General features: G+C 42.8%; 14 protein-coding genes and 4 tRNA genes. 7 read left to right on the top strand and 11 right to left on the bottom strand.

Annotation, left to right across the window (positions count from 1 at the left end; genetic code table 11):
• The first annotated feature begins 60 nt into the window (after positions 1-60).
• Positions 61-549: a 23S rRNA (pseudouridine(1915)-N(3))-methyltransferase RlmH gene (gene rlmH / locus M0221_RS02215; protein ID WP_263240728.1), complete on the top strand. Its 489-nt coding sequence runs from the start codon at positions 61-63 to the stop codon at positions 547-549.
• Positions 550-641: 92 nt separating this feature from the next.
• Positions 642-1,556, top strand: a complete 915-nt coding sequence (locus tag M0221_RS02210; protein ID WP_483284231.1) for a DODA-type extradiol aromatic ring-opening family dioxygenase — start codon at positions 642-644, stop codon at positions 1,554-1,556.
• A gap of 42 nt (positions 1,557-1,598) precedes the next feature.
• On the opposite strand, the gene M0221_RS02205 is transcribed toward M0221_RS02210, so the two are convergent.
• Together M0221_RS02205 and M0221_RS02200 are read right to left on the bottom strand one after the other, a co-directional pair.
• Positions 1,599-3,092: an amidase gene (locus M0221_RS02205; protein ID WP_483284230.1), complete on the bottom strand. Its 1,494-nt coding sequence runs from the start codon at positions 3,090-3,092 to the stop codon at positions 1,599-1,601.
• A 284-nt stretch (positions 3,093-3,376) separates the two neighbouring features.
• Positions 3,377-6,658 (bottom strand): DNA translocase FtsK, encoded by a 3,282-nt coding sequence (locus tag M0221_RS02200; RefSeq protein ID WP_483284229.1) that lies wholly within the window; start codon positions 6,656-6,658, stop codon positions 3,377-3,379.
• Between the two features lie 725 nt (positions 6,659-7,383).
• On the opposite strand from M0221_RS02200, the gene trxB reads away from it, so the two are divergent.
• The 3 genes from trxB (at position 7,384) to M0221_RS02185 (ending at position 9,818) form a co-directional block, all read left to right on the top strand.
• On the top strand, positions 7,384-8,406 hold the full coding sequence (trxB, locus tag M0221_RS02195; protein ID WP_483284228.1) for a thioredoxin-disulfide reductase: 1,023 nt from the start codon (positions 7,384-7,386) through the stop codon (positions 8,404-8,406).
• Positions 8,407-9,231 (top strand): leucyl/phenylalanyl-tRNA--protein transferase, encoded by an 825-nt coding sequence (gene aat / locus M0221_RS02190; RefSeq protein WP_011512796.1) that lies wholly within the window; start codon positions 8,407-8,409, stop codon positions 9,229-9,231.
• A 152-nt stretch (positions 9,232-9,383) separates the two neighbouring features.
• A complete protein-coding gene (locus M0221_RS02185) occupies positions 9,384-9,818 on the top strand; it encodes a MerR family transcriptional regulator (RefSeq protein ID WP_011512795.1) in 435 nt (144 codons plus the stop codon).
• A gap of 85 nt (positions 9,819-9,903) precedes the next feature.
• On the opposite strand, the gene rimI is transcribed toward M0221_RS02185, so the two are convergent.
• The 9 genes from rimI to M0221_RS02140 all read right to left on the bottom strand — a co-directional run bounded on the left by rimI (position 9,904) and on the right by M0221_RS02140 (position 17,126).
• Entirely contained in the window at positions 9,904-10,380 is a 477-nt protein-coding gene (gene rimI / locus M0221_RS02180; protein WP_483284227.1) for a ribosomal protein S18-alanine N-acetyltransferase, read from the bottom strand.
• A gap of 163 nt (positions 10,381-10,543) precedes the next feature.
• Positions 10,544-11,734: an elongation factor Tu gene (tuf, locus tag M0221_RS02175; RefSeq protein WP_011512793.1), complete on the bottom strand. Its 1,191-nt coding sequence runs from the start codon at positions 11,732-11,734 to the stop codon at positions 10,544-10,546.
• A gap of 483 nt (positions 11,735-12,217) precedes the next feature.
• Positions 12,218-12,292: transfer RNA gene (locus M0221_RS02170), tRNA-Thr, on the bottom strand.
• A gap of 117 nt (positions 12,293-12,409) precedes the next feature.
• Positions 12,410-12,483: transfer RNA gene (locus M0221_RS02165), tRNA-Gly, on the bottom strand.
• 85 nt (positions 12,484-12,568) lie between these two features.
• Positions 12,569-12,652: transfer RNA gene (locus M0221_RS02160), tRNA-Tyr, on the bottom strand.
• Positions 12,653-12,719: 67 nt separating this feature from the next.
• Positions 12,720-12,795: transfer RNA gene (locus M0221_RS02155), tRNA-Thr, on the bottom strand.
• Positions 12,796-13,270: 475 nt separating this feature from the next.
• Positions 13,271-14,404, bottom strand: coding sequence for an FHA domain-containing protein (locus M0221_RS02150; protein ID WP_483284226.1), 1,134 nt, complete (start codon positions 14,402-14,404; stop codon positions 13,271-13,273).
• A gap of 82 nt (positions 14,405-14,486) precedes the next feature.
• The gene (locus tag M0221_RS02145) at positions 14,487-15,341 is read right to left on the bottom strand and encodes an RsiV family protein (RefSeq protein WP_483284225.1); all 855 of its coding nucleotides are present in this window, start codon (positions 15,339-15,341) and stop codon (positions 14,487-14,489) included.
• 189 nt (positions 15,342-15,530) lie between these two features.
• On the bottom strand, positions 15,531-17,126 hold the full coding sequence (locus tag M0221_RS02140; protein ID WP_483284224.1) for a peptide chain release factor 3: 1,596 nt from the start codon (positions 17,124-17,126) through the stop codon (positions 15,531-15,533).
• A gap of 318 nt (positions 17,127-17,444) precedes the next feature.
• Between M0221_RS02140 and M0221_RS02135 the strand changes: the two genes are divergently transcribed.
• Positions 17,445-18,797, top strand: coding sequence for an MBL fold metallo-hydrolase (locus M0221_RS02135; RefSeq protein WP_483284223.1), 1,353 nt, complete (start codon positions 17,445-17,447; stop codon positions 18,795-18,797).
• Between the two features lie 279 nt (positions 18,798-19,076).
• Positions 19,077-19,490 (top strand): Ohr family peroxiredoxin, encoded by a 414-nt coding sequence (locus M0221_RS02130; RefSeq protein ID WP_011512788.1) that lies wholly within the window; start codon positions 19,077-19,079, stop codon positions 19,488-19,490.
• Positions 19,491-19,727 lie beyond the last annotated feature (237 nt).

Here is a 19,727-nt window from a genome sequence, read left to right as displayed (position 1 = left end):
TCTTCATATTAACAACTTTTTGTTATCACTATTTAACCACTTCTTAAAATGGCAGCTGTTATGAAAGTAAGAATTTTGACCGTAGGTAATAAAATGCCCAAGTGGGTACAAACTGGTTTCGATGAATATCATAAGCGTATTCAGCCTATGCTCACTACCGAAGTCGTTGAAATTGCGGCGGCAAAACGTGCTAAGAATCCATCAGATGCCAATTTAGCTCAATACCGTGAGCAAGAAGGTCAGGCGATCTTAGCCGCTCATGCTGCAGCAGGACGTGAGCAATTGTGGGTACTTGATGTCAAGGGTAAGATGCTTTCGACCGAAAATTTGGCAGATAAATTGTCTGATGGTATGCAGCAAGGCGATGATATTGCCTTGGTCATCGGTGGTGCTGACGGGGTATCGCCCGAAGTGTTAGCGAAAGCTGATGTAAAATGGTCGTTATCAGCGCTTACGCTACCGCATCCTTTAGTGCGCGTTGTCCTCATGGAGCAGCTATATCGCGCGATGAGTATCAATCATAACCATCCTTATCACCGTGGTAATTAAAGTAGCAATAGAAAACTATCCAGTAGGAAAACATCATCAATCACAGTGACACAACAGATTGAAAAATGGACGCGCGCCCTAATAAATGCCACATGAGACATCCTAAACCTGCAACACCCAATGCCCAAAGTATCAATCCGCAACGCGATGATAATCGCGACGATTTGCATAGCCCACTCTTATCGACGCCAATTACAGCGGCGGCGGCTTGGACAGATACGCCTATCATATCGAGCGCGGCAAAGCGCCCTAAGTTACCGGCGCTGTTTATATCGCATGGTGCACCGACGCTGGCTATCGAGCAATCTGCTACGACGAGCGCGCTAGCTCGTATAGGACAAAACTTACCTAAACCTCGTGCCATCGTCATTATGTCCGCGCATTGGCAGTCAGCGAAACTTGAGATCAGCAGCAATCCTGAGCCAAAAACGTGGCATGATTTTTCAGGTTTTACTCCAGAGCTATATGAGCTGCAATATCCTGCTGCTGGTCATCCAGCACTTGCTGAGACCTTGGCGCAGCAACTGAGTGCCCGTGGTATTGTTTGTAGGGTCAATACCTTACGTGTCAGTGACCATGGGGTATGGGCGCCACTTTTACACCTGTATCCACAGGCTGATATTCCTATCGTACAAGTATCCTTGCCACAGTATTATGACAGTATCGCCTGCTATCAATTGGGCGCGCAACTGGCACGGCTGCGTGATGAGCAAATTTTGATTATCGGTTCAGGGAATATCACCCACAATTTGCAAGCGCTACGCTGGCAAGCAGACAGTATTGATCAAACCGCAAAAGATTTTAAAGTTTGGCTGCTACAACAGCTCAAAACTGATATCCCAAGCGCCTTAGACTGGCAGCAATATCCTGATTATAAGGACATTCACCCAAGTGATGAGCATTTACTGCCGCTATTTTTTGCCTTAGGTGCCGGTCAACGTGTCTCAGTCGTGCATCAAAGTATGGCGCATCATAGCTTAGGTATGGATATCTATCGCTTTGATTAAAGGCTCTCAATCAAAGCGTCAGATATATGCGGGTATACCACACTACTTTTCAAAAGCAAGTTTAGTAAATAAACCTGCACGCTCCATTTCGCCTGCTACACTCAATAACGTCGTCTCATCATTCATACGCCCAATCAATTGCATACCGATCGGCAGACCTTTTTTACTCATACCGACAGGCAACGACATGGCTGGCAAGCCTGTAATATTACCCAATAAGGTAAAACCCATCTTCCCAAGCACTGGCGAGCTTAACTTTTCAATCATGCCTGAGCTAAAAGCGTATTTGCCCATATCCATGCCTTTATTTAGCAAACCAGCGCTGCGCATCAGCATTTCGTCCATGCGACTTGGTGGTAATACGCCATGTTTTACTGCTGGTGTTGGAACGGTTGGGCACAAAATCATATCGTAGGTCTCTAGCAGAAGACCGGTTTGATATTGGCTATCATGCCAGCCATGCTTGGCGTGCGCCAAATCAACAGCAGATAGTGAACGTCCTAACATCGCCATGTTATACGTTTGCGGTTCAAGATTTTGTATATGCTGCGCACCATAGCAACGCTCAATATTATCAATAGTAAACGCAGTATGCACGCAAACAACGACTAAAAAATTATGCCAGAATTGTTCAATATTAATATTAGGTTCAGCCGGTATTACGCGGTGACCCATGGCTTCTAGCTGCTTAGCGGTCTGCTCTAATACGACTAGTACTTCTTTATCGACCACAGTATTAGCAACCAACGGCTGTTGATGCAAGGCGATGGTCAGTTGTCGTGGCGCGCGCATTGCCGCTTCTAAGAAAGTACCTTTAGGCGGTGCTATGACATAAGGCGCCCCAATCTCAGCACCACTAGTCGCATCAAGCATCGCGGCACTATCACGCACGCTACGTGTAATTACATGATCGGCTACTGCTCCTTCCCAGCCTTCACCAAATAAGGGACCCATTGGGTTACGTCCACGACTGGGTTTGAGTCCAAACGTACCACACCACGCGGCAGGAAAGCGTATCGAGCCGCCACCATCACCCGCGCCTGCCATCGGTACGATACCGCTTGCCACTGCCGCCGCACTACCACCCGATGAGCCCCCAGAGCTATAGCCTTTTTTAAAAGGATTATGTGTCACGCCATGCGCTTTTGGCTCAGTGGTGATAATCAAGCCAAATTCTGGGGTATTGGTCTTACCAAAAGTGTTCACACCCGTAGCTTTCATACGCTTGACGATTTCGCTATCGCTTTTTGAGATGATATTGACACTACGACTGCCCATCGTAATCGGCTCATCAGTGAAGCTAAATGACAAATCTTTTAACAAATAAGGGACGCCGTTAAATACACCAGCTGGCAGTCCCGCCTGCGCTGCAGCATAAGCGCGCTCGTCAAAACGATGAATGATAGCATTCAATTTAGGATTGAGCTGATTGGCTTGATAGACTGCTGCATCCAGTAACTCTTTGGTACTGACTTCACCAGCATTGACCAATGCCGTGAGTGCTAATGCATCGTATTGGGTATATTCTTTAAACATAACCGACCTTCCTTGGAGAATAATCAAATTAAAATTTTGAAAAGATTAATATGTATCCGATTTATAGACAGCATCCAGTTTAGTATAAAACCTTACTGTTTATAATGAATAAACAAACTCATTAGTCATTTACGGTATTTAGAATCTTATTTGATAGGGGCAATTGATAGCCTGAAAATAATACTCCTAAAACCTTTTACTACATAAAATTCCTTAATATCTTCAATAAAAAAGACGAGTTACTTTCGTAAATCGTCTTTTTACCATCCAGTCAAACATAAGCTTTACATTAGTAGCTCACGTTTACCACTCTTACCCATTGAGCTGACCAGTCCAGCCTCTTCCATCGAGTCAACAATACGTGCGGCGCGGTTATAGCCAATGCTAAATTTACGCTGAATACTAGAAGCGGAAACTTTACGAGTCTCCATAATAAAACCAACGGCTTCATTATAAAGATCATCGTCTTCGCCAGAAGCATTGGCAGCACTAGAGCCACCGCTAGGACTAGACAATTCAAAATTGCCTGCCATATTGTCGATATAATCAGGCGCACCGCGCTCACGCCATGCATCACAGACGCTATTGACTTCTTCATCGCTGACATAAGCGCCATGGACACGATCAGGTTCAATTTGCCCAGGCCCTAAGAACAGCATATCACCATTACCAAGCATATCTTCTGCGCCACCACTATCCAAAATAGTCCGTGAATCGACTTTTGAGTTGACTCGTAACGCTGCTCGTACCGGAATATTGGCTTTAATCAAACCAGTAATCACATCAACTGAAGGACGCTGAGTCGCAAGGATTAAATGAATCCCTGCTGCCCGCGATTTTTGCGCCAAGCGTGTAATTAACTCTTCTGCCTGCTTACCGACCTGCATAATCATATCGGCAAACTCGTCGGCAACGATGACAATCATCGGTAAGGTTTTTAGCTTTGGTGCTTGGCTAATACTTACGCTGTCATTGGGTCGCCATAATGGGTCAAGCATTGGATTGCCTGATTTTTCAGCAGCGATCACTTTTTTGTTAAACTCATTTAGTTTACGCACCTTTAGCAAGCTCATAAGCTGATAACGACGTTCCATCTCTGCGACGCACCATGACAAGGCACTTGCCGCCTCAGTCATATCGGTAACGACTGGGGTCAGCAAATGCGGAATATCATTATAGTTGGCAAGTTCAAGCTGCTTAGGATCGATAAGAATCATTCGCAGCTCGTTCGGCGTATATTTTAGCAGCATCGATAGTAACATCGCGTTGACCAAGACTGATTTACCAGAACCCGTCGTACCAGCGACCAACATATGCGGCGCTCGTGCAAGATCAGTAATAATAGCTTTACCGCCAATATCTTTACCCATCGCCATACTGATTTGCGCTTTAGGATCTTTAAATTTTTCGGTATCCAATAACTCAATCAAACGTACCATTTCGCGCTGTTTATTGGGTACTTCGATGCCAATGTATGGCTTGCCAGGAATGACCTCGACCACACGTAAAGATGCCATTGATAATGAGCGTGCCAAATCGCGTGAAATCCCTGTGACTTTACTGGCTTTTATCCCAGGCGCTAGGTCTACTTCAAAGCGAGTGACGACAGGTCCTGGAATCGCATTGACAACGTTTGCTTTGACATTGAACTCTTGTAATTTGATTTCCAATAGCTCTGATAACTGCTCAAGCTCAGCAAGCGTATAGCTTGGCTGACGATTGGGGTCTGGCTTATCTAAGATCGACATCTCTGGAATCGGCGACAGACTACTACGATAGGCAGCCGTTTGCATTGAGCGTGATTTTTGACTGAATGCAATATCATCACTAATATGAGGCATAACGGGAGCATCAATCTCGTCAGTGCTATCATAAACATTGTCGTCTTCTGGCATCATATCCGTAATATGATTGCTACTATCACCTTCTGGGACTGCAAAACTCATAGTTGGTTTGGTTACTGTGGCTGACTCGATACTTGATATGGTAGCCGTACTCTCTGCTATTGGTGGTGCTTTTGGATTTGCAGGCGGGGTATTGGTCGGTGTCATATCTATTATTTCTGATGTATTCTCTACATCAGCATCAGCAAAAGACTCCAAATCGTTCAACAAGTCATTTGCAGCATTATTAGGAATGTCGTCAGTAGTGTCGTTTGGTGAGATAGTAGTTTGCTGCTGAATAGGCGCAGTTTCTGTTAATGTCTCTACGGCAGATAATTCTTGTTCATGGCTAAAATCAGTCGCTTCCGGCACTGCCTCATGTTCTGCCAACCATGCATCAACTAAGCTATCGACACTAGGCGCTGATTCAGGAGTATCTGGCTGGGTAGTTGACATGTTCGGTGCGTAATCATTTAACGAATGTGCTGCTTGTTGCTGAGTCTCCTCTTGAGTGATATCAAGAACTGGGCTAGCAGAAGAAATGTCAGTATTTAAGCTGTCAACAGAAGCAGCAGCTGATGCCTCTGAATATGGAGCATTTGCGACATCATAAGGTATCGTATCTTGCTCATTTTCTATCTGGTTTGCTAATAAATCAGCGACGGTATTTGCATCGTTCCATGCAAAACTTGGCTCAACCTTTCTGATAGACATTGGCGTAGCATTGGTAGCAGGTACTGATGTTTTATTTAGATTAAAAGCACTATTGCTAGTCGTCGTAGCGGCTGCAGTTTGCAAATGCTCTTCTCGTTTGGCACTTTCACTGGCAACTTGCGCAGCAGCTGCCATAGAAGCTTTTACACTGGCACCCAATCCTGAAGACGATAAAAAGTCTGTCAATGCGCTATTAAAACGACCACTTCTATTGTCTTGCTGTTTATTTTCAGCCTGTTCATCCACTTGCAACTCAAGAGGCAATTGCTCATATTCCGGAGTATCAGTCTCACTTACTGCTGTATCACGACCTTGTTTATCGGCAGCATTAGTTGCATTGTCTTCTTGTGTTATTTGACTAGCGTCAAGGCTGCTATCAAGGTTTTTGACACCTGACCCAAACCAAGACAAAGTTTTAATTTTTTCGTAAATACTTAACCAATGAATATTAAAGGCAAAGGTGGTCGTAATAGCGACAAACACTGCCAAAAACGTCACACTGCCCCACTGTGATAACAGTTGTGCTAATCGCGCTTGTAGCTCAAGACCAATAATACCGCCCGCAACTCCTTTGAGCCCTGATGATATTGGATCTGCCACCTGCTGTACCAATGCAACCAACTGGGCAAATAATGCACTACTGCTCAGTATCAAGAACACGTAAGCAACCAAGCGTAATAACCAAAACGTCGGTTTATTGTCCCACCAAATCAGTACTGATTCATAAACCAGAAACGCCAGTAACCACCACGCACCAAAACCAAAGAAGCTATACAGCAAATCTGAGAGCCATGCGCCCATCTCGCCGCCCATATTATTAATGGTCGTCATATCACTACTGATGTGCGACCAGCTAGGATCATTACCGGTATAAGTCATCAAAATCACGAACAAATAAACCGCGAGGAGTAATCCCAGTAGGGTAAATATGCCCTTTTTTAAGTAATCAATAATTGGTGCTGATATCACGTAAGATCTGCCTTGTTGTTAATACTCGTCATGAATACTTAATAGTCGTCAAACCATGATTAAGCTTAATCATGCTGACATAAATTCTTGATAGAAACTGCTGTAATAGGTTACGACTGATGTGGCGTAATAACAAAAAAACTGTATCTAAAATACTACGGCAAAATATTGACCGCATTGCTGTTTTTGTTTTGTGCGCGGCATACAACTTCTTATAATAACAAATACATAGCTGCCGTGGCGACCGTGTTATCAATAAAGCGCATAAGAAAATCAATCCAGTAGTGATTTAGCCAAAAATGCAGCTAGTGAAAAATGATGCCTGTTCTTTTTGCATTAGAATCTAACCAAAATATATTAAGAACTCTACGTTACTGCTGGTATAAATTTTTTATAGCCTCTGTCTGCGTAGGCACAGCAAGCAAGACAAATTAATACCAGCAGTACGTGATGTTTATATATCACTTTTCACTGACTATATTTGAATATGGGCTAATTTTTGGTACTAAAATTTCAAGCTGCAGATACTTTAGTTCTAATGATACCCATATTTGTTTTAGCAAACTTGCACTTTTTGCTCTTAGCCCTTATGTTATTATCACATAGCAACCATAATAACCAGATACGTCGTCATTTTTACGCTTATCTTTTATAATACTTATAATATCTACTTATTATTTTAACGTTGAACCCTTTCACTTTTATTGCTCTAGCAAGGAAATCTTATGGCAACTGATAATACTGCTCCACGCCACGAAAAACTCATTATTTTAGGTTCAGGTCCTGCTGGTTATTCTGCCGCTGTGTATGCAGCACGCGCCAACCTAAAGCCTGTTATGGTCACCGGTATGGAAGTCGGCGGACAGCTCACGACGACGACCGAAGTCGATAACTGGCCGGGTGATGCACATGATTTGACTGGTCCTGCATTGATGGAGCGTATGAAAGCCCATGCCGAACGCTTTGGTACTGAACTGGTTTATGATCATGTCAATGCTGTGAATTTAAATGTGCGTCCTTTTGAGCTGACTGGTAATAACGCCAATTACACCTGTGATGCTCTTATTATCTCAACCGGCGCATCAGCACAGTATCTAGGTCTAGAGTCAGAAACCAAATTCCGTGGTCTTGGCGTTTCTGCTTGTGCAACTTGTGATGGCTTCTTTTATAAAGACCAAAAAGTGGCAGTTATCGGTGGTGGTAACACGGCCGTTGAAGAAGCGCTGTATTTATCAAATATCGCCGCTGAAGTCACTTTAGTCCATCGCCGTGATAGCTTACGCTCAGAAAAAATCCTACAAGATAAACTATTTGAAAAAGCCAAAAATGGTAATGTCAAAATCGAGTGGAACCACAGCGTAAAAGAAGTGGTTGGTGATGATATGGGCGTTAATGGCGTGGTCATTGAATCTATGATTGATGGCAGCACCAAGCAACTGGACGTGTTTGGTATGTTTGTTGCCATTGGTCATAAGCCGAATACTGACTTATTTAAAGGTCAGCTAGAGATGAAAGACGGTTATCTGATCGTCAACAGCGGTCTCAATGGTAACGCTACCCAAACCAGTATCGAAGGTGTCTTTGCCGCAGGTGACGTCGCAGATCACGTCTATCGTCAAGCGATCACCTCTGCTGGTACGGGCTGTATGGCAGCACTTGATGCTGAAAAGTACCTAGATGCAATAGGCGAAACGGTCGCTCAAGATCATACTTATGCTTCAACGTTGACAGCTGACAAAGAAGCGTAAATGAGCGATTTTGTTAACGATGGTCATACAACGCCTGAGGCTTTTGTTCAACATATCAAAAGTCTTGGGCGTTATGACTTTCCAGAGCCAGCGATAGTAGATCCTGAAGGTATGGGTATTGTGGCTATCGGGGGAGATTTAGCTCCTGAGACGCTGATTTCTGCTTACGCACAGGGTCTATTTCCTTGGTTTAATGACGATGAGCCAATTGCTTGGTGGTGCCCTGAACCCAGATGTGTGATGCAGCCGACAGACTATCAGCCCAGTAAATCGCTACGTAAGCTAGCAAACCGTAGTCGTTGGCAGTTGACACTGAATCAAGCTTTTGATGAAGTCATACACGCTTGTAGTTTACCGCGTAGTAATGGCGTTAATAACGATCTTAATGAAAGTCAGCCTGTTGGCGAACATACTTGGATTCATGATGAGATGATTGAAGCTTATACTGAGCTACATGCTCAAGGCTTCGCGCATAGTATTGAAGTTTGGGATGATAAAGGCGCGCTCGTTGGTGGTTTATATGGCTTAAAAATAGGCGGTATTTATTTTGGTGAATCGATGTTCCATATCGCTTCTAATGCATCAAAGCTAGCATTTTGGGGCTTGATGCGCTTATGTGAGCACAGCAATGTTAATCTTGTCGACTGTCAACTACCTAACGATCATCTCATGAGTTTAGGTGCTATCACCTTGTCACGTACTGAGTTTTTGACTCAACTAGATATATTAATATCTAATAGTTCAGATAATTGGCACAAAAACTCGCATAAGCCTCTAGCGGTACCGCTGTTAGGGAGTTTGCAACCTTGGCAATTAAACCTCTAGTTTATTACTTTATTTTAAAATCTAAAGTTGATCTGGCTAATCGATAGTTAAAATAGCGCGACTCGATTGAGTACGTATGATTATTACTGTTACGTTTAATCGGCAATATTTTCATAAATCAGTAACTTACCTATCACGATCATGAGTACATTATGGCACCTGATACCTCTTTTTTATTAATAGGTAAGCTGGCAACCAAAGCCAACACCACCAAAGATACGATTCGTCACTATGATCAATTGGGGCTGCTAAAATCGCGTAAGCGTCAGGCAGGTTCGCGGCTATATACTGAGTTTCATCCAGAATGTGTTGAACGTATCGAATTAATTAAAAGCGCGCAAGCAATTGGCTTTACCCTGACTGAAATCAAAGACAGCCTCAATGATTATTATGATGGGCAGCTTGATATTGACTTACAGCTGAACATTACCCAGCAAAAACTGATTCAAATCAGAAAACAACAAACGACCATCAGTTTGATGATAGAGATGTTGACCGAACGCATTGATATTCTTGAGCATATGAAGGCTGATAGTGATTATAAACTCGACATTGATGTGTGTAAAAAGACACTGCCTTTATCTTAATAAGGAAGCCTCGATACCACACCGCATTTTATATTTGTTATTGTTTTAAATCTCAAACAATAAAAGCTGCTAATATTTTTTAAGATTAATTATAAATACGCTGCATGATTAGCGCGTCGACTGCCGGTTGATGCGCTGCTTGATAGTAGTTTTTACGTGTATGAATCACAGTAAATCCTTGCTGCTCATATAGCGCGATCGCAGCAGTATTGTCTGCCCGCACTTCTAATAAAAGACTCTCTACTTGATTGGTCTTTAACGCCTCATCTAGTCTAATAAAAACTCGTGAGGCTATGCCTTGACGCTGATATTCAGGATGAGTGCCAATGCGTAAAATCTCTGCTTGCTCAAACAATAATTGGTATAGGCAGTAGCCAATCAATTCATTTGCAGAATTATCAGTAACAACCATCAGACTGATACTATCCTGTTCGAGCAGGTCACCTATTGCTTGAGATGTCCAAGGGTCTTGTAGCTGAACCATAGCTTCAACAGCTGCAACTGCTTCGACCATTTCTTTACGCTTATCTGGTTCATCTAATAGCATCTTTATATCGAACATCAGTGCCTCTTTATTTGCTGGCTTTAATATCAGTTATATTATCGTTGATTGTCGACACTGTCATTCTATTAGCAAACCATACCCACAAAAAAGCCACCCTCTTTCGAGGATGGCTTTTGACTAATTATTAACAACGATCAGATTACTCTGACAGCATTAAGTATTAGTTCAATACGTTAGCAACAACACCAGCGCCTACAGTACGGCCGCCTTCACGAATTGCAAAGCGAAGACCTTTGTCCATAGCGATTGGGTGGATAAGCTCTACGCCCATCTCAACGTTATCACCAGGCATAACCATTTCAGTACCGTCTTGTAATTGGATTGCGCCAGTTACGTCAGTGGTACGGAAGTAGAACTGTGGACGATAGCCGTTTAGGAATGGTGTGTGACGACCACCCTCTTCTTTTGACAATACATATACTTCAGCGTCAAACTTGGTGTGAGGAGTGATTGAACCTGGCTTAGCTAGTACTTGGCCACGTTGTACGTCTTCACGCTTAGTACCACGTAATAGTACGCCACAGTTTTCGCCTGCACGACCTTCGTCAAGCAGTTTACGGAACATCTCTACACCAGTACAGGTGGTTTTTTGCGTGTCACGGATACCGACGATTTCGATTTCGTCGCCAACGCGTACGATACCAGATTCAACACGGCCAGTTACAACAGTACCACGACCTGAGATTGAGAATACGTCTTCGATTGGCATTAGGAATGCTTTGTCGATGTCACGCTCTGGCTCTGGGATGTAGGTGTCAAGAACGTTTAATAGTTCTACAACGGCTGGTTGACCATATTTTTCTTGTGAGCCTTTTAGGGCTTCAGTCGCAGAACCGTGGATGATTGGGGTGTCATCACCTGGGAAGTCATAGTCGCTTAATAATTCACGAACTTCCATTTCTACGAGTTCAAGCAATTCTTCGTCATCAACAACGTCGCATTTGTTCATGAATACGACGATGTACGGTACGCCAACCTGACGTGAAAGCAGGATGTGCTCACGGGTTTGTGGCATAGGGCCGTCAGTTGCTGATACAACTAGGATTGCGCCGTCCATCTGAGCCGCACCGGTGATCATGTTTTTAACATAATCGGCGTGACCTGGGCAATCAACGTGAGCGTAATGACGTGATGGGGTGTCATATTCTACGTGTGAGGTGTTGATGGTGATGCCACGTGCTTTTTCTTCTGGTGCTGAGTCAATAGACGCGTAGTCTTTGGCTTCGCCACCAGAGGTGATTGCAGCTACGGTTGCGATTGCAGCGGTAAGGGTGGTTTTACCGTGGTCAACGTGTCCGATGGTACCGACGTTAACATGTGGTTTTAGACGTTCAAACTTGGCCTTTGCCATGGGTATTTCCTCTTTTTTTGGTGAATATTTATCAATCAAAGATCGGTAAATAACTGTTTGACGGCTTATGATGTATGACCATCAAACCGTTGACACTGTGTTTTTTCTATTAAACCAATATTTATTAAAATACTAGCTATAACGCTATACTATCTTTATATTCGATATTTTAGCTGTTAAGCGTATAAATAGGGGCATTATACGTGCTTTTCAATCTGTTGAACATGACAAGTTAATATACAGTACTGCTATTGCACTACTTTATCTAACTCTTATTCATTTAATTCTTTATACAGCTCATTTATTAGGTAAAGATAACACCTACTAATAAACTGACAGCGCAAAAAGGCAACACCTCAGTGTCACCTTTGAATTATTCTCTGCCACACTGTATGTATAATTTTCGATATTTTATAATTTTGATACCAATACTGAGCTATGGACAAGCACTAGCAAAGCGAATATAAATAATGGAACAATAAATGGAGCTCATATTGAGAATTGAACTCAAGACCTCTCCCTTACCAAGGGAGTGCTCTACCGCTGAGCTATATGAGCGTGCTTTTAACAACTACAGTAGCCAACCACTAAGTTGCACTAAAAAAAATATCACGATACAGCAATAATAACTGACTGTCGTGATGAGTATTGATGATTTGTGCAATGGTACATATATGGAGCGGGTGGCGGGAATCGAACCCGCGTCATTAGCTTGGAAGGCTAAGGTGTTACCATTATACCACACCCGCATTTACTCTTATCTGGGTTGACTCTGATAAAGAATCATGGATTGATATAGAGTATGCTTGGCGCTAAGACGAACTTAGAAAAATATGGTGGTGGGAGAAGGATTCGAACCTTCGAAGCTTTCGCGACAGATTTACAGTCTGTTGGGTTTGACCGCTCCCCAATCCCACCTTAGGTTGCTTTAAACAAAAATGGCTTTAGTTTAAGACATATTCATAAAAAGCTACTTTGAGAGAGATGGTGCCGACTGCCGGGATCGAACTGGCGACCTACTGATTACAAGTCAGTTGCTCTACCAACTGAGCTAAGTCGGCTTGTTCTCTCAAAGTGGTGGCTATTCTATCAAATATTTTGAGATGCGCAAGCCCTTTTTTAGTATTTTTGGCTTTATTTTAATAAAAAATCTCAAGCAGCTGATTATAAAAGGGTTTTTATTTTGTGAAAATAGTTATTTTTACTGCTCTTACTTCAACGGTCTATCTTTTAGCCAAAAAACCTAGTCACTTAACTTCTTTGGATTGGTTATTCATTGCTAGAAACATTCAATAATTGTGTAAACCTGCCAAGCGCTAATACTTATCAGTGACAGAATTTTGAAAAGATACCGTTAAAACTTGTGATTCCTACGATGCTAAGACAAAACTTGTTCGCTATAAAATTACTATTTAAAGCGATGCAAAATTTATCCTAACATAGCACTAATCTCTTAAAGCAAATCAACTACAACTTTTACCAGTTGGCCAATTTATTATTTAAATAAACAAAGATAGCTCTCTTGTTAAAAATTGGCTATACCATGCCTGTATTAAACAACCATAGGGCTAAGCCAATAATAATAATCGCGACAAAAACCCATATAAACCAACTACCACTCGGTTTCTTTTCAACTGCTCCAGTAGTGGCAGGGTTATCCAGTGCTTGATCCATCGCATTATTGCCTGTAGTACCCAAATCGCGAGATTGACCTAGATTGGCTGTGCCCGAAAACTGTGAAGTGGCTGCCTGTTTAGCACGCAGTACATCTGGATCTGCTTCTTCTTGCAAGGCCGTCTTAGTGGTTTTGTCATGCTCTGGCTCAATAGCTGCTTCAATGACTGGCGCCTCACTTACAGGAGACGTTTCTGAAAGGGTTTCGGATACAGCGTCTTTATGTAGCAAAGGCTCATCAGATAAGACGGGCTGCTCTACAAGTGATTCTTGATGAGCAGAAGGCGTTGATGTAGTTTCGGTTGAGATAGAATCTATTACTTCGTCCTCAGCAGCCACACTAGGGACACTTGAGGTTTCAGTAGGACTATATTCTACTTCGCTCAATACAGGTTCGGCTTTATCTGCGGCGGCTAAGATATCAGTGATGCCTGTTTCTTTAATCACTGGCTCATCTGTTTGAGCAGCGCTAACAATCGGCTCTGCTTGCACAGCAGCAATAGGCATTGCTTCTAAAGAATTTTCGACAGGTAATATCTCTTCGATTATAGTCTCTTTAACAACTGGCTCTGCTTCAACAATAGGTGCTATTTCAGTATCAGGACTCAACATTAACGTTGGTTTATCAATCTCTACTTGTTCATGAATAACAGTAGCAGCCACTGGCTTACTTACCTGAAAAATAAAGCTTGCAAACCCAAGCGTATCCTCTGCTGCTAACTGCTTCGATTCATTGGCAGCAATACGCTCATCATTAATAAAAGTGCCATTTGACGACTCTAGATCTTTTACGTATAGCTGACCGTTTAAGACACTCAGTTGTGCATGATTGCGTGAAATTTGCTTGCTACCTAGTACCAGATCATTATCACTACCACGGCCCACAGAGAGGCTGTCAGTGACTGTTAATGTCAGATCACCAAGTGCCTCTGTCAAGGCATTCAACTGCCATGTATTGGTCGTTGCGGCATTCATATTATCGATATCATTTGTCATGCGATGACTCCTTATTTATTATTAAATATTCATGATGGTCATTAGCTGATCCATCCTATTGTATCTGACGTTTATAGCTATATTATTTAGGGATAAAGCGCGGTTGTATAATACCGCCAAGCTTATTATAAGGAATGCTAAGCACTGGCATACCATAGGCATAGGGAGCGATAGCATAATGCTGATAACGAATATCAACCCCTTTATCCGTCAATGTGACGTTATCACTTAAGGTAAATGGCCAATTTTTTTCGTAGTTTTTCACATCTTTATCGACCGTTTTCACCCAGTCTTTATAAGCATTGTAGGCCAGTGCCTTAAACTGTGGCTTTTTACCGCTTTGCAGCATATCCGCCAGTTTTATTTGCTTTTTCATCTCTTGATCAAACACTAGATATTCGCTATATGGCATTCCATGTGCGCCGCCAGTAAAGACATATGAGCTTATCTCGAACGTCTCAAAATCATTAATATGACCCACATACTCAGGTGTCACCGTTAGGCTGTAAGCAAACGCACTGTCACTCGGTAGCTCATTCAATTGCGAGGCAGCAAAACCATCAAGCGCGCTTTTGACAGCAGCTGGAGTAGCTTTGGTAGTGATAGGCGCAGATTCAGAGGGTTTACTATTTACAACCAGCGTATTGATACGCTGATTGGTGATATCATTTATCCATTTGTGATTGGTTTTAAGATATTTAACTTCAATCTCCGGACAGTTATCACGCGCCGTGCAGGTTTCTTGTAGTTTTTTGGGTAACTGATAATCAAGATATTCTGTGCTACTAAAAAGGCTATCGGCATATGCTGAGAAGCTTAACGTGCCAAACAGCAACGCACTACTTACTATTGACAATAAACGCAGCCTACCCGCATCCGTAGAAGATTGCTGGACTGATTGTGACTCAATAATAGGACGTTGATTAGCAGTTTTCATATAGCCTCTTTAATATATCTATAAGATTTACTGATATTCTACCGTAACCTTTGTCCTATATTGTAGGAACACTGTTCGTGTTTTTTCTAGATTCATAGGGATTAAAATCAATAACACACTGTTTGATAAGCTAATAAAAAAGACACGATAACGTGTCTTTTAAGATTAAGCAAAGTGGAATAATGGATTTTAGTGCTCACGCGTATTGCTAAACGTCACTTCTGGATAGCGATCTTGCATCAGCTGCAAGTTCACCCGTGATGGCGCAAGATAAGTCAGATGACCACCGCCATCTAGCGATAGTTGGTCATGGGCTTTGCGCTTAAACTTGGCTAACGCTACTTCGTCATCGCAATGTATCCAGCGTACCGTCGCAATCGATACTGGCTCAAAGATACACTGTACTTTGTACTCTTCTTTGAGACGATGGGCAACCACTTCGAACTGTAGTACACCAACCGCCCCCAAGATTAAATCATTATTAATCTGCGGCATAAAGACCTGTGTTGCTCCCTCTTCACTCAACTGCTGTAAACCTTTTTGCAGGGCTTTTGATTTAAGCGGATCTTTTAGAATAACACGGCGGAATAGCTCAGGGGCGAAATGCGGGATACCGGTAAAGTTGAGCTCTTCGCCTTCAGTGAAACTATCGCCGATAGAGATGGTGCCATGATTGTGTAAACCAATAATATCACCCGGATAGGCTTCTTCCAACGCTTCACGGTCACCTGCTAAAAAGGTCAAAGCATCAGCAATACGTACGTCTTTACCCAAGCGTACATGCTTTAATTTCATACCTTTTTCGTACTTACCTGAGCAGACACGTAAAAATGCAATGCGATCACGATGACGCGGATCCATGTTTGCCTGAATCTTAAAGACAAAACCACTAAACGTTGTCTCAGTCGCCGCTACTTCACGTTCATTGGTCGGATGCGCTTTTGGTGGCGGCGCATATTTGATTAAAGTATCAAGTACCATATTGACGCCAAAGTTACCTAGCGCTGTACCGAACAATACGGGTGTCATCTCGCCCGCCAAGAACGCCTCAACATCGAAATCTTCTAGCGCCATTTGTACCAATTCTAATGACTCTTCAAACGAGGCGAACATTAAAGCACCTAAGCGCTCACGGATATCAGGATAATCATAGCCTTCGCGCGTCTCAGCGACCGTCATATCACCGCCATGACCTTTCTCATAAAAATAGGTTTTGTTTTCGGTTAAATGATAGACACCAACGAAATCTTGCCCCATACCGATAGGCCAAGTGACTGGAATACATTTAATCTTTAATACCGCTTCGATTTCACTCAAGAGCTCAAGCGGCTCACGAATCTGGCGGTCAAGTTTATTGACAAATGAGATGATGGGCGTATCACGCATCCGGCAAACTTCCATCAATTTGATGGTACGTTCTTCAACACCTTTTGCGCCATCGACCATCATCAGCGCACTGTCTACAGCGGTCAGAGTACGATAGGTATCTTCACTAAAGTCAGCGTGACCCGGTGTATCTAGCAGGTTGACCATATGTTCTTTATAAGGGAACTGCATGACCGAGGTGGTAATAGAAATACCACGCTCCTGCTCCATACTCATCCAATCAGATGTCGCATGGCGGTCGGTTTTACGACCTTTGACCTCGCCCACTACTTGAATCGCCTTACCCCATAGCAGCAGCTTTTCGGTCATCGTAGTCTTACCAGCATCAGGATGCGAGATGATGGCAAAGGTGCGGCGTTTGGCCACTTCTTTATTTAATTTCTTTGGATCTACGCTCATAATGAATAACTTATCGTTAAATTTTGGAAGAAAAAAACAAGAATTTAGAAAAGATCTAACAGTAAATGTGGTGGATTTTGGTGCGCGTATTGTAGCGGATTTATGGTTAATATACTATTCATCCCTTAGCTTGCAACAGCCTTATTTACACCACTTATCTAGATCCATGATTTTTACAAAACACTCATTTAATTGTATAAGAAACCTGTTTGACAATCAAAACATCATCACACAACATTGATTATTCAAAGATTTTTATTAAAAGAGATAAAAACAATCATATGTTAGTCATTGTAAAATTATTAGAAGGAGACAGTTATGTTGCTTGAAAAGATTAAGACACCTGGGCTTGCCCATCTATCTTATCTGGTGGGGTCAGGTGGTCAAGCTGCAGTGATAGATCCTCGCCGTGACTGCGCGATTTATGTAGAAAAGGCACGGGCACAAGGGTTAGAAATCACACATATTTTCGAAACTCATCGCAACGAAGACCTTGTTTCCGGTGCTCCGATTCTAGCAGAAATGACCGGCGCCAGTGTTCTTCACGGTCCGAACCCAGAACAGCCTATCGTCTATGCTCAAACGGTGCGCGATGGTGATTGTTTTACCATCGGTCAGCTTGAAATACGCGTTTTAGAAACGCCCGGTCATACTGATGACCATCTTGTCTATGCTCTATTTGACACAGCTTACCCCGATAAAGCTGTGGCGGTCTTCACCGGAGATGCCCTATTCGTCGGTGACGTCGGCCGTACTGACTTCTATCCTGATAGAGATGAGGAAGTCGCAGGTCTACTCTATGATTCGCTACAAAAAATCTTAGCACTAGGTGATCAGGCCATTATACATCCTGCACACGGCGCGGGCTCTGTCTGCGGATCAGGTATGGCAAAGCGTGAATTCTCTAGCGTCGGTCATGAAAGATTGAATAACCCACGTTTACAATTCACAGATCGCGACGCCTTTATCAGATTTAAGGTCAGCGAAAACCATTATCAGCCGCCTTATTTCAGACTAATGGAGCGCTTGAACATGGAGGGCGGTACTGCACCTCCGTCTGTTATTCGACCGCGCAGCTTTTCGCTACAGCAGTTGAAAAGCTGCGGTGCCGATCATCTGATTGATATTCGCGAGCCGATGGCTTATGCTTCCGGTCACTTACCTGGAGCGATGAGCCTACCCGTGAGCATGATTTCCGCCTTTGCCGGGTGGTACATCCACGAAGGCGAAAGCTTGGCATTAATTGCCTCTGATGAGGCACAACTCGCCACGGCTATGGAGCATCTGGTTCGGATTGCCCTTGATAACGTATTAGGTGGCTATGTCGGCGTGGTTCCTGCTGCTGCGAAAGGTGAAAAAATGCAGCAAACCCCTATGATTGATACTAGCGAGGTTGAAGCTCGTCTAAAGAATGACACTGAGGGCTGGACCCTACTCGATGTCCGTGATGCCGACGAACGAGATACTGTCGCAATCGAGGGGTCACAACACATTTACGTTGGACATCTTAACAAATGTTGGCGTGAACTTGATAAGAAACATCATTACACCTTGATGTGTGCTAGCGGAGCACGGGCCACAATAGCCGCAGGATGGCTTGCAAGCCAAGGTTTTGAAAACATCGATATTTATCTTGGTTCGATGGGCGCATGGCAAGCAGCTCATAAATAAATCTATAGATACAAGCTGTTTGAATGAGCAACGATTTGTTTTGACTAAATCAGTCTTATCGCCTTCACTTTATTGCAACGACTACTTATAGAGAGCTAGTTATAATCTGATTTTACTAAGAAAACTAACTTACAAATTCATATCATACTTTTACTGCCGCTATATAAAGCTTGCCTTGTCCTCTGGTATGCTAGATGGGCTATTTTATAACTAGCTATAACAAGACTCAAAAATACTACCTAGAAATGATGGAAAACAATTTATATAAAAGGATACATTATGGAAACCCTATATTCGACCAAAGCATCTGTCACTGGTGGCCGTGCAGGTAAAGCTAGCGTACAAGACAGCGATTTAACCATCAATATGGTTGCACCTGGTTCTGGTAAAGACGGTAATAACCCAGAGCAACTGTTCGCTATGGGCTATGCTGCTTGTTTTGATGGTGCACTTGGTGCCGTCAAAGGGGCAGAAAAAGCAAAGTTTGATTCTACTACTGAAGTATCAGTAGATTTAAAGAAAGGCGAAGGTCTAGACTTTAAATTGGCCGTTAAAATTCACGTTATCGGTGAAAATACAGAGCTATCAGCGGATGAGTTTCAGCAATTGGTTGAGAAAGCCAATAAGGTCTGCCCATATTCTAAAGCGACCCATGGTAATGTCGATAGCGAAGTAACCTCAGAAGTAAAATAAATTTCTAGTAACTACAATAGTTACAATGATAAAAAGAACTCAGTTGATCTGGGTTCTTTTTTTATGAATTATCATTTTAGGTCCTACACATCATAACTGTTTATGCATTCTATTCATTCATCATCTATTCGGCACGCAGCGCTTTTATCGTTATAATGAGGGTATCTTTTTATCCCATACTTACTGCAAAATATTTACTGACCAATACTTGCGACCCAAAACCTGATAAGTGACTCT

The organism is Psychrobacter sp. ANT206 (assembly GCF_056880555.1).
The sequence above is the reverse complement of the archived record's forward strand: the minus strand, read 5'-3'. Positions and strand labels throughout refer to the sequence as shown.

Bases quoted from the DNA above. Each gene is read 5' to 3' on its own strand.
- rlmH (WP_263240728.1), top strand. From the start codon at position 61: ATGAAAGTAAGAATTTTGACCGTAGGTAATAAAATGCCCAAGTGGGTA.
- M0221_RS02210 (WP_483284231.1), top strand. From the start codon at position 642: ATGAGACATCCTAAACCTGCAACACCCAATGCCCAAAGTATCAATCCG.
- M0221_RS02205 (WP_483284230.1), bottom strand. From the start codon at position 3,092: ATGTTTAAAGAATATACCCAATACGATGCATTAGCACTCACGGCATTG.
- trxB (WP_483284228.1), top strand. From the start codon at position 7,384: ATGGCAACTGATAATACTGCTCCACGCCACGAAAAACTCATTATTTTA.
- aat (WP_011512796.1), top strand. From the start codon at position 8,407: ATGAGCGATTTTGTTAACGATGGTCATACAACGCCTGAGGCTTTTGTT.
- M0221_RS02185 (WP_011512795.1), top strand. From the start codon at position 9,384: ATGGCACCTGATACCTCTTTTTTATTAATAGGTAAGCTGGCAACCAAA.
- rimI (WP_483284227.1), bottom strand. From the start codon at position 10,380: ATGTTCGATATAAAGATGCTATTAGATGAACCAGATAAGCGTAAAGAA.
- tuf (WP_011512793.1), bottom strand. From the start codon at position 11,734: ATGGCAAAGGCCAAGTTTGAACGTCTAAAACCACATGTTAACGTCGGT.
- M0221_RS02150 (WP_483284226.1), bottom strand. From the start codon at position 14,404: ATGACAAATGATATCGATAATATGAATGCCGCAACGACCAATACATGG.
- M0221_RS02145 (WP_483284225.1), bottom strand. From the start codon at position 15,341: ATGAAAACTGCTAATCAACGTCCTATTATTGAGTCACAATCAGTCCAG.
- M0221_RS02140 (WP_483284224.1), bottom strand. From the start codon at position 17,126: ATGAGCGTAGATCCAAAGAAATTAAATAAAGAAGTGGCCAAACGCCGC.
- M0221_RS02135 (WP_483284223.1), top strand. From the start codon at position 17,445: ATGTTGCTTGAAAAGATTAAGACACCTGGGCTTGCCCATCTATCTTAT.
- M0221_RS02130 (WP_011512788.1), top strand. From the start codon at position 19,077: ATGGAAACCCTATATTCGACCAAAGCATCTGTCACTGGTGGCCGTGCA.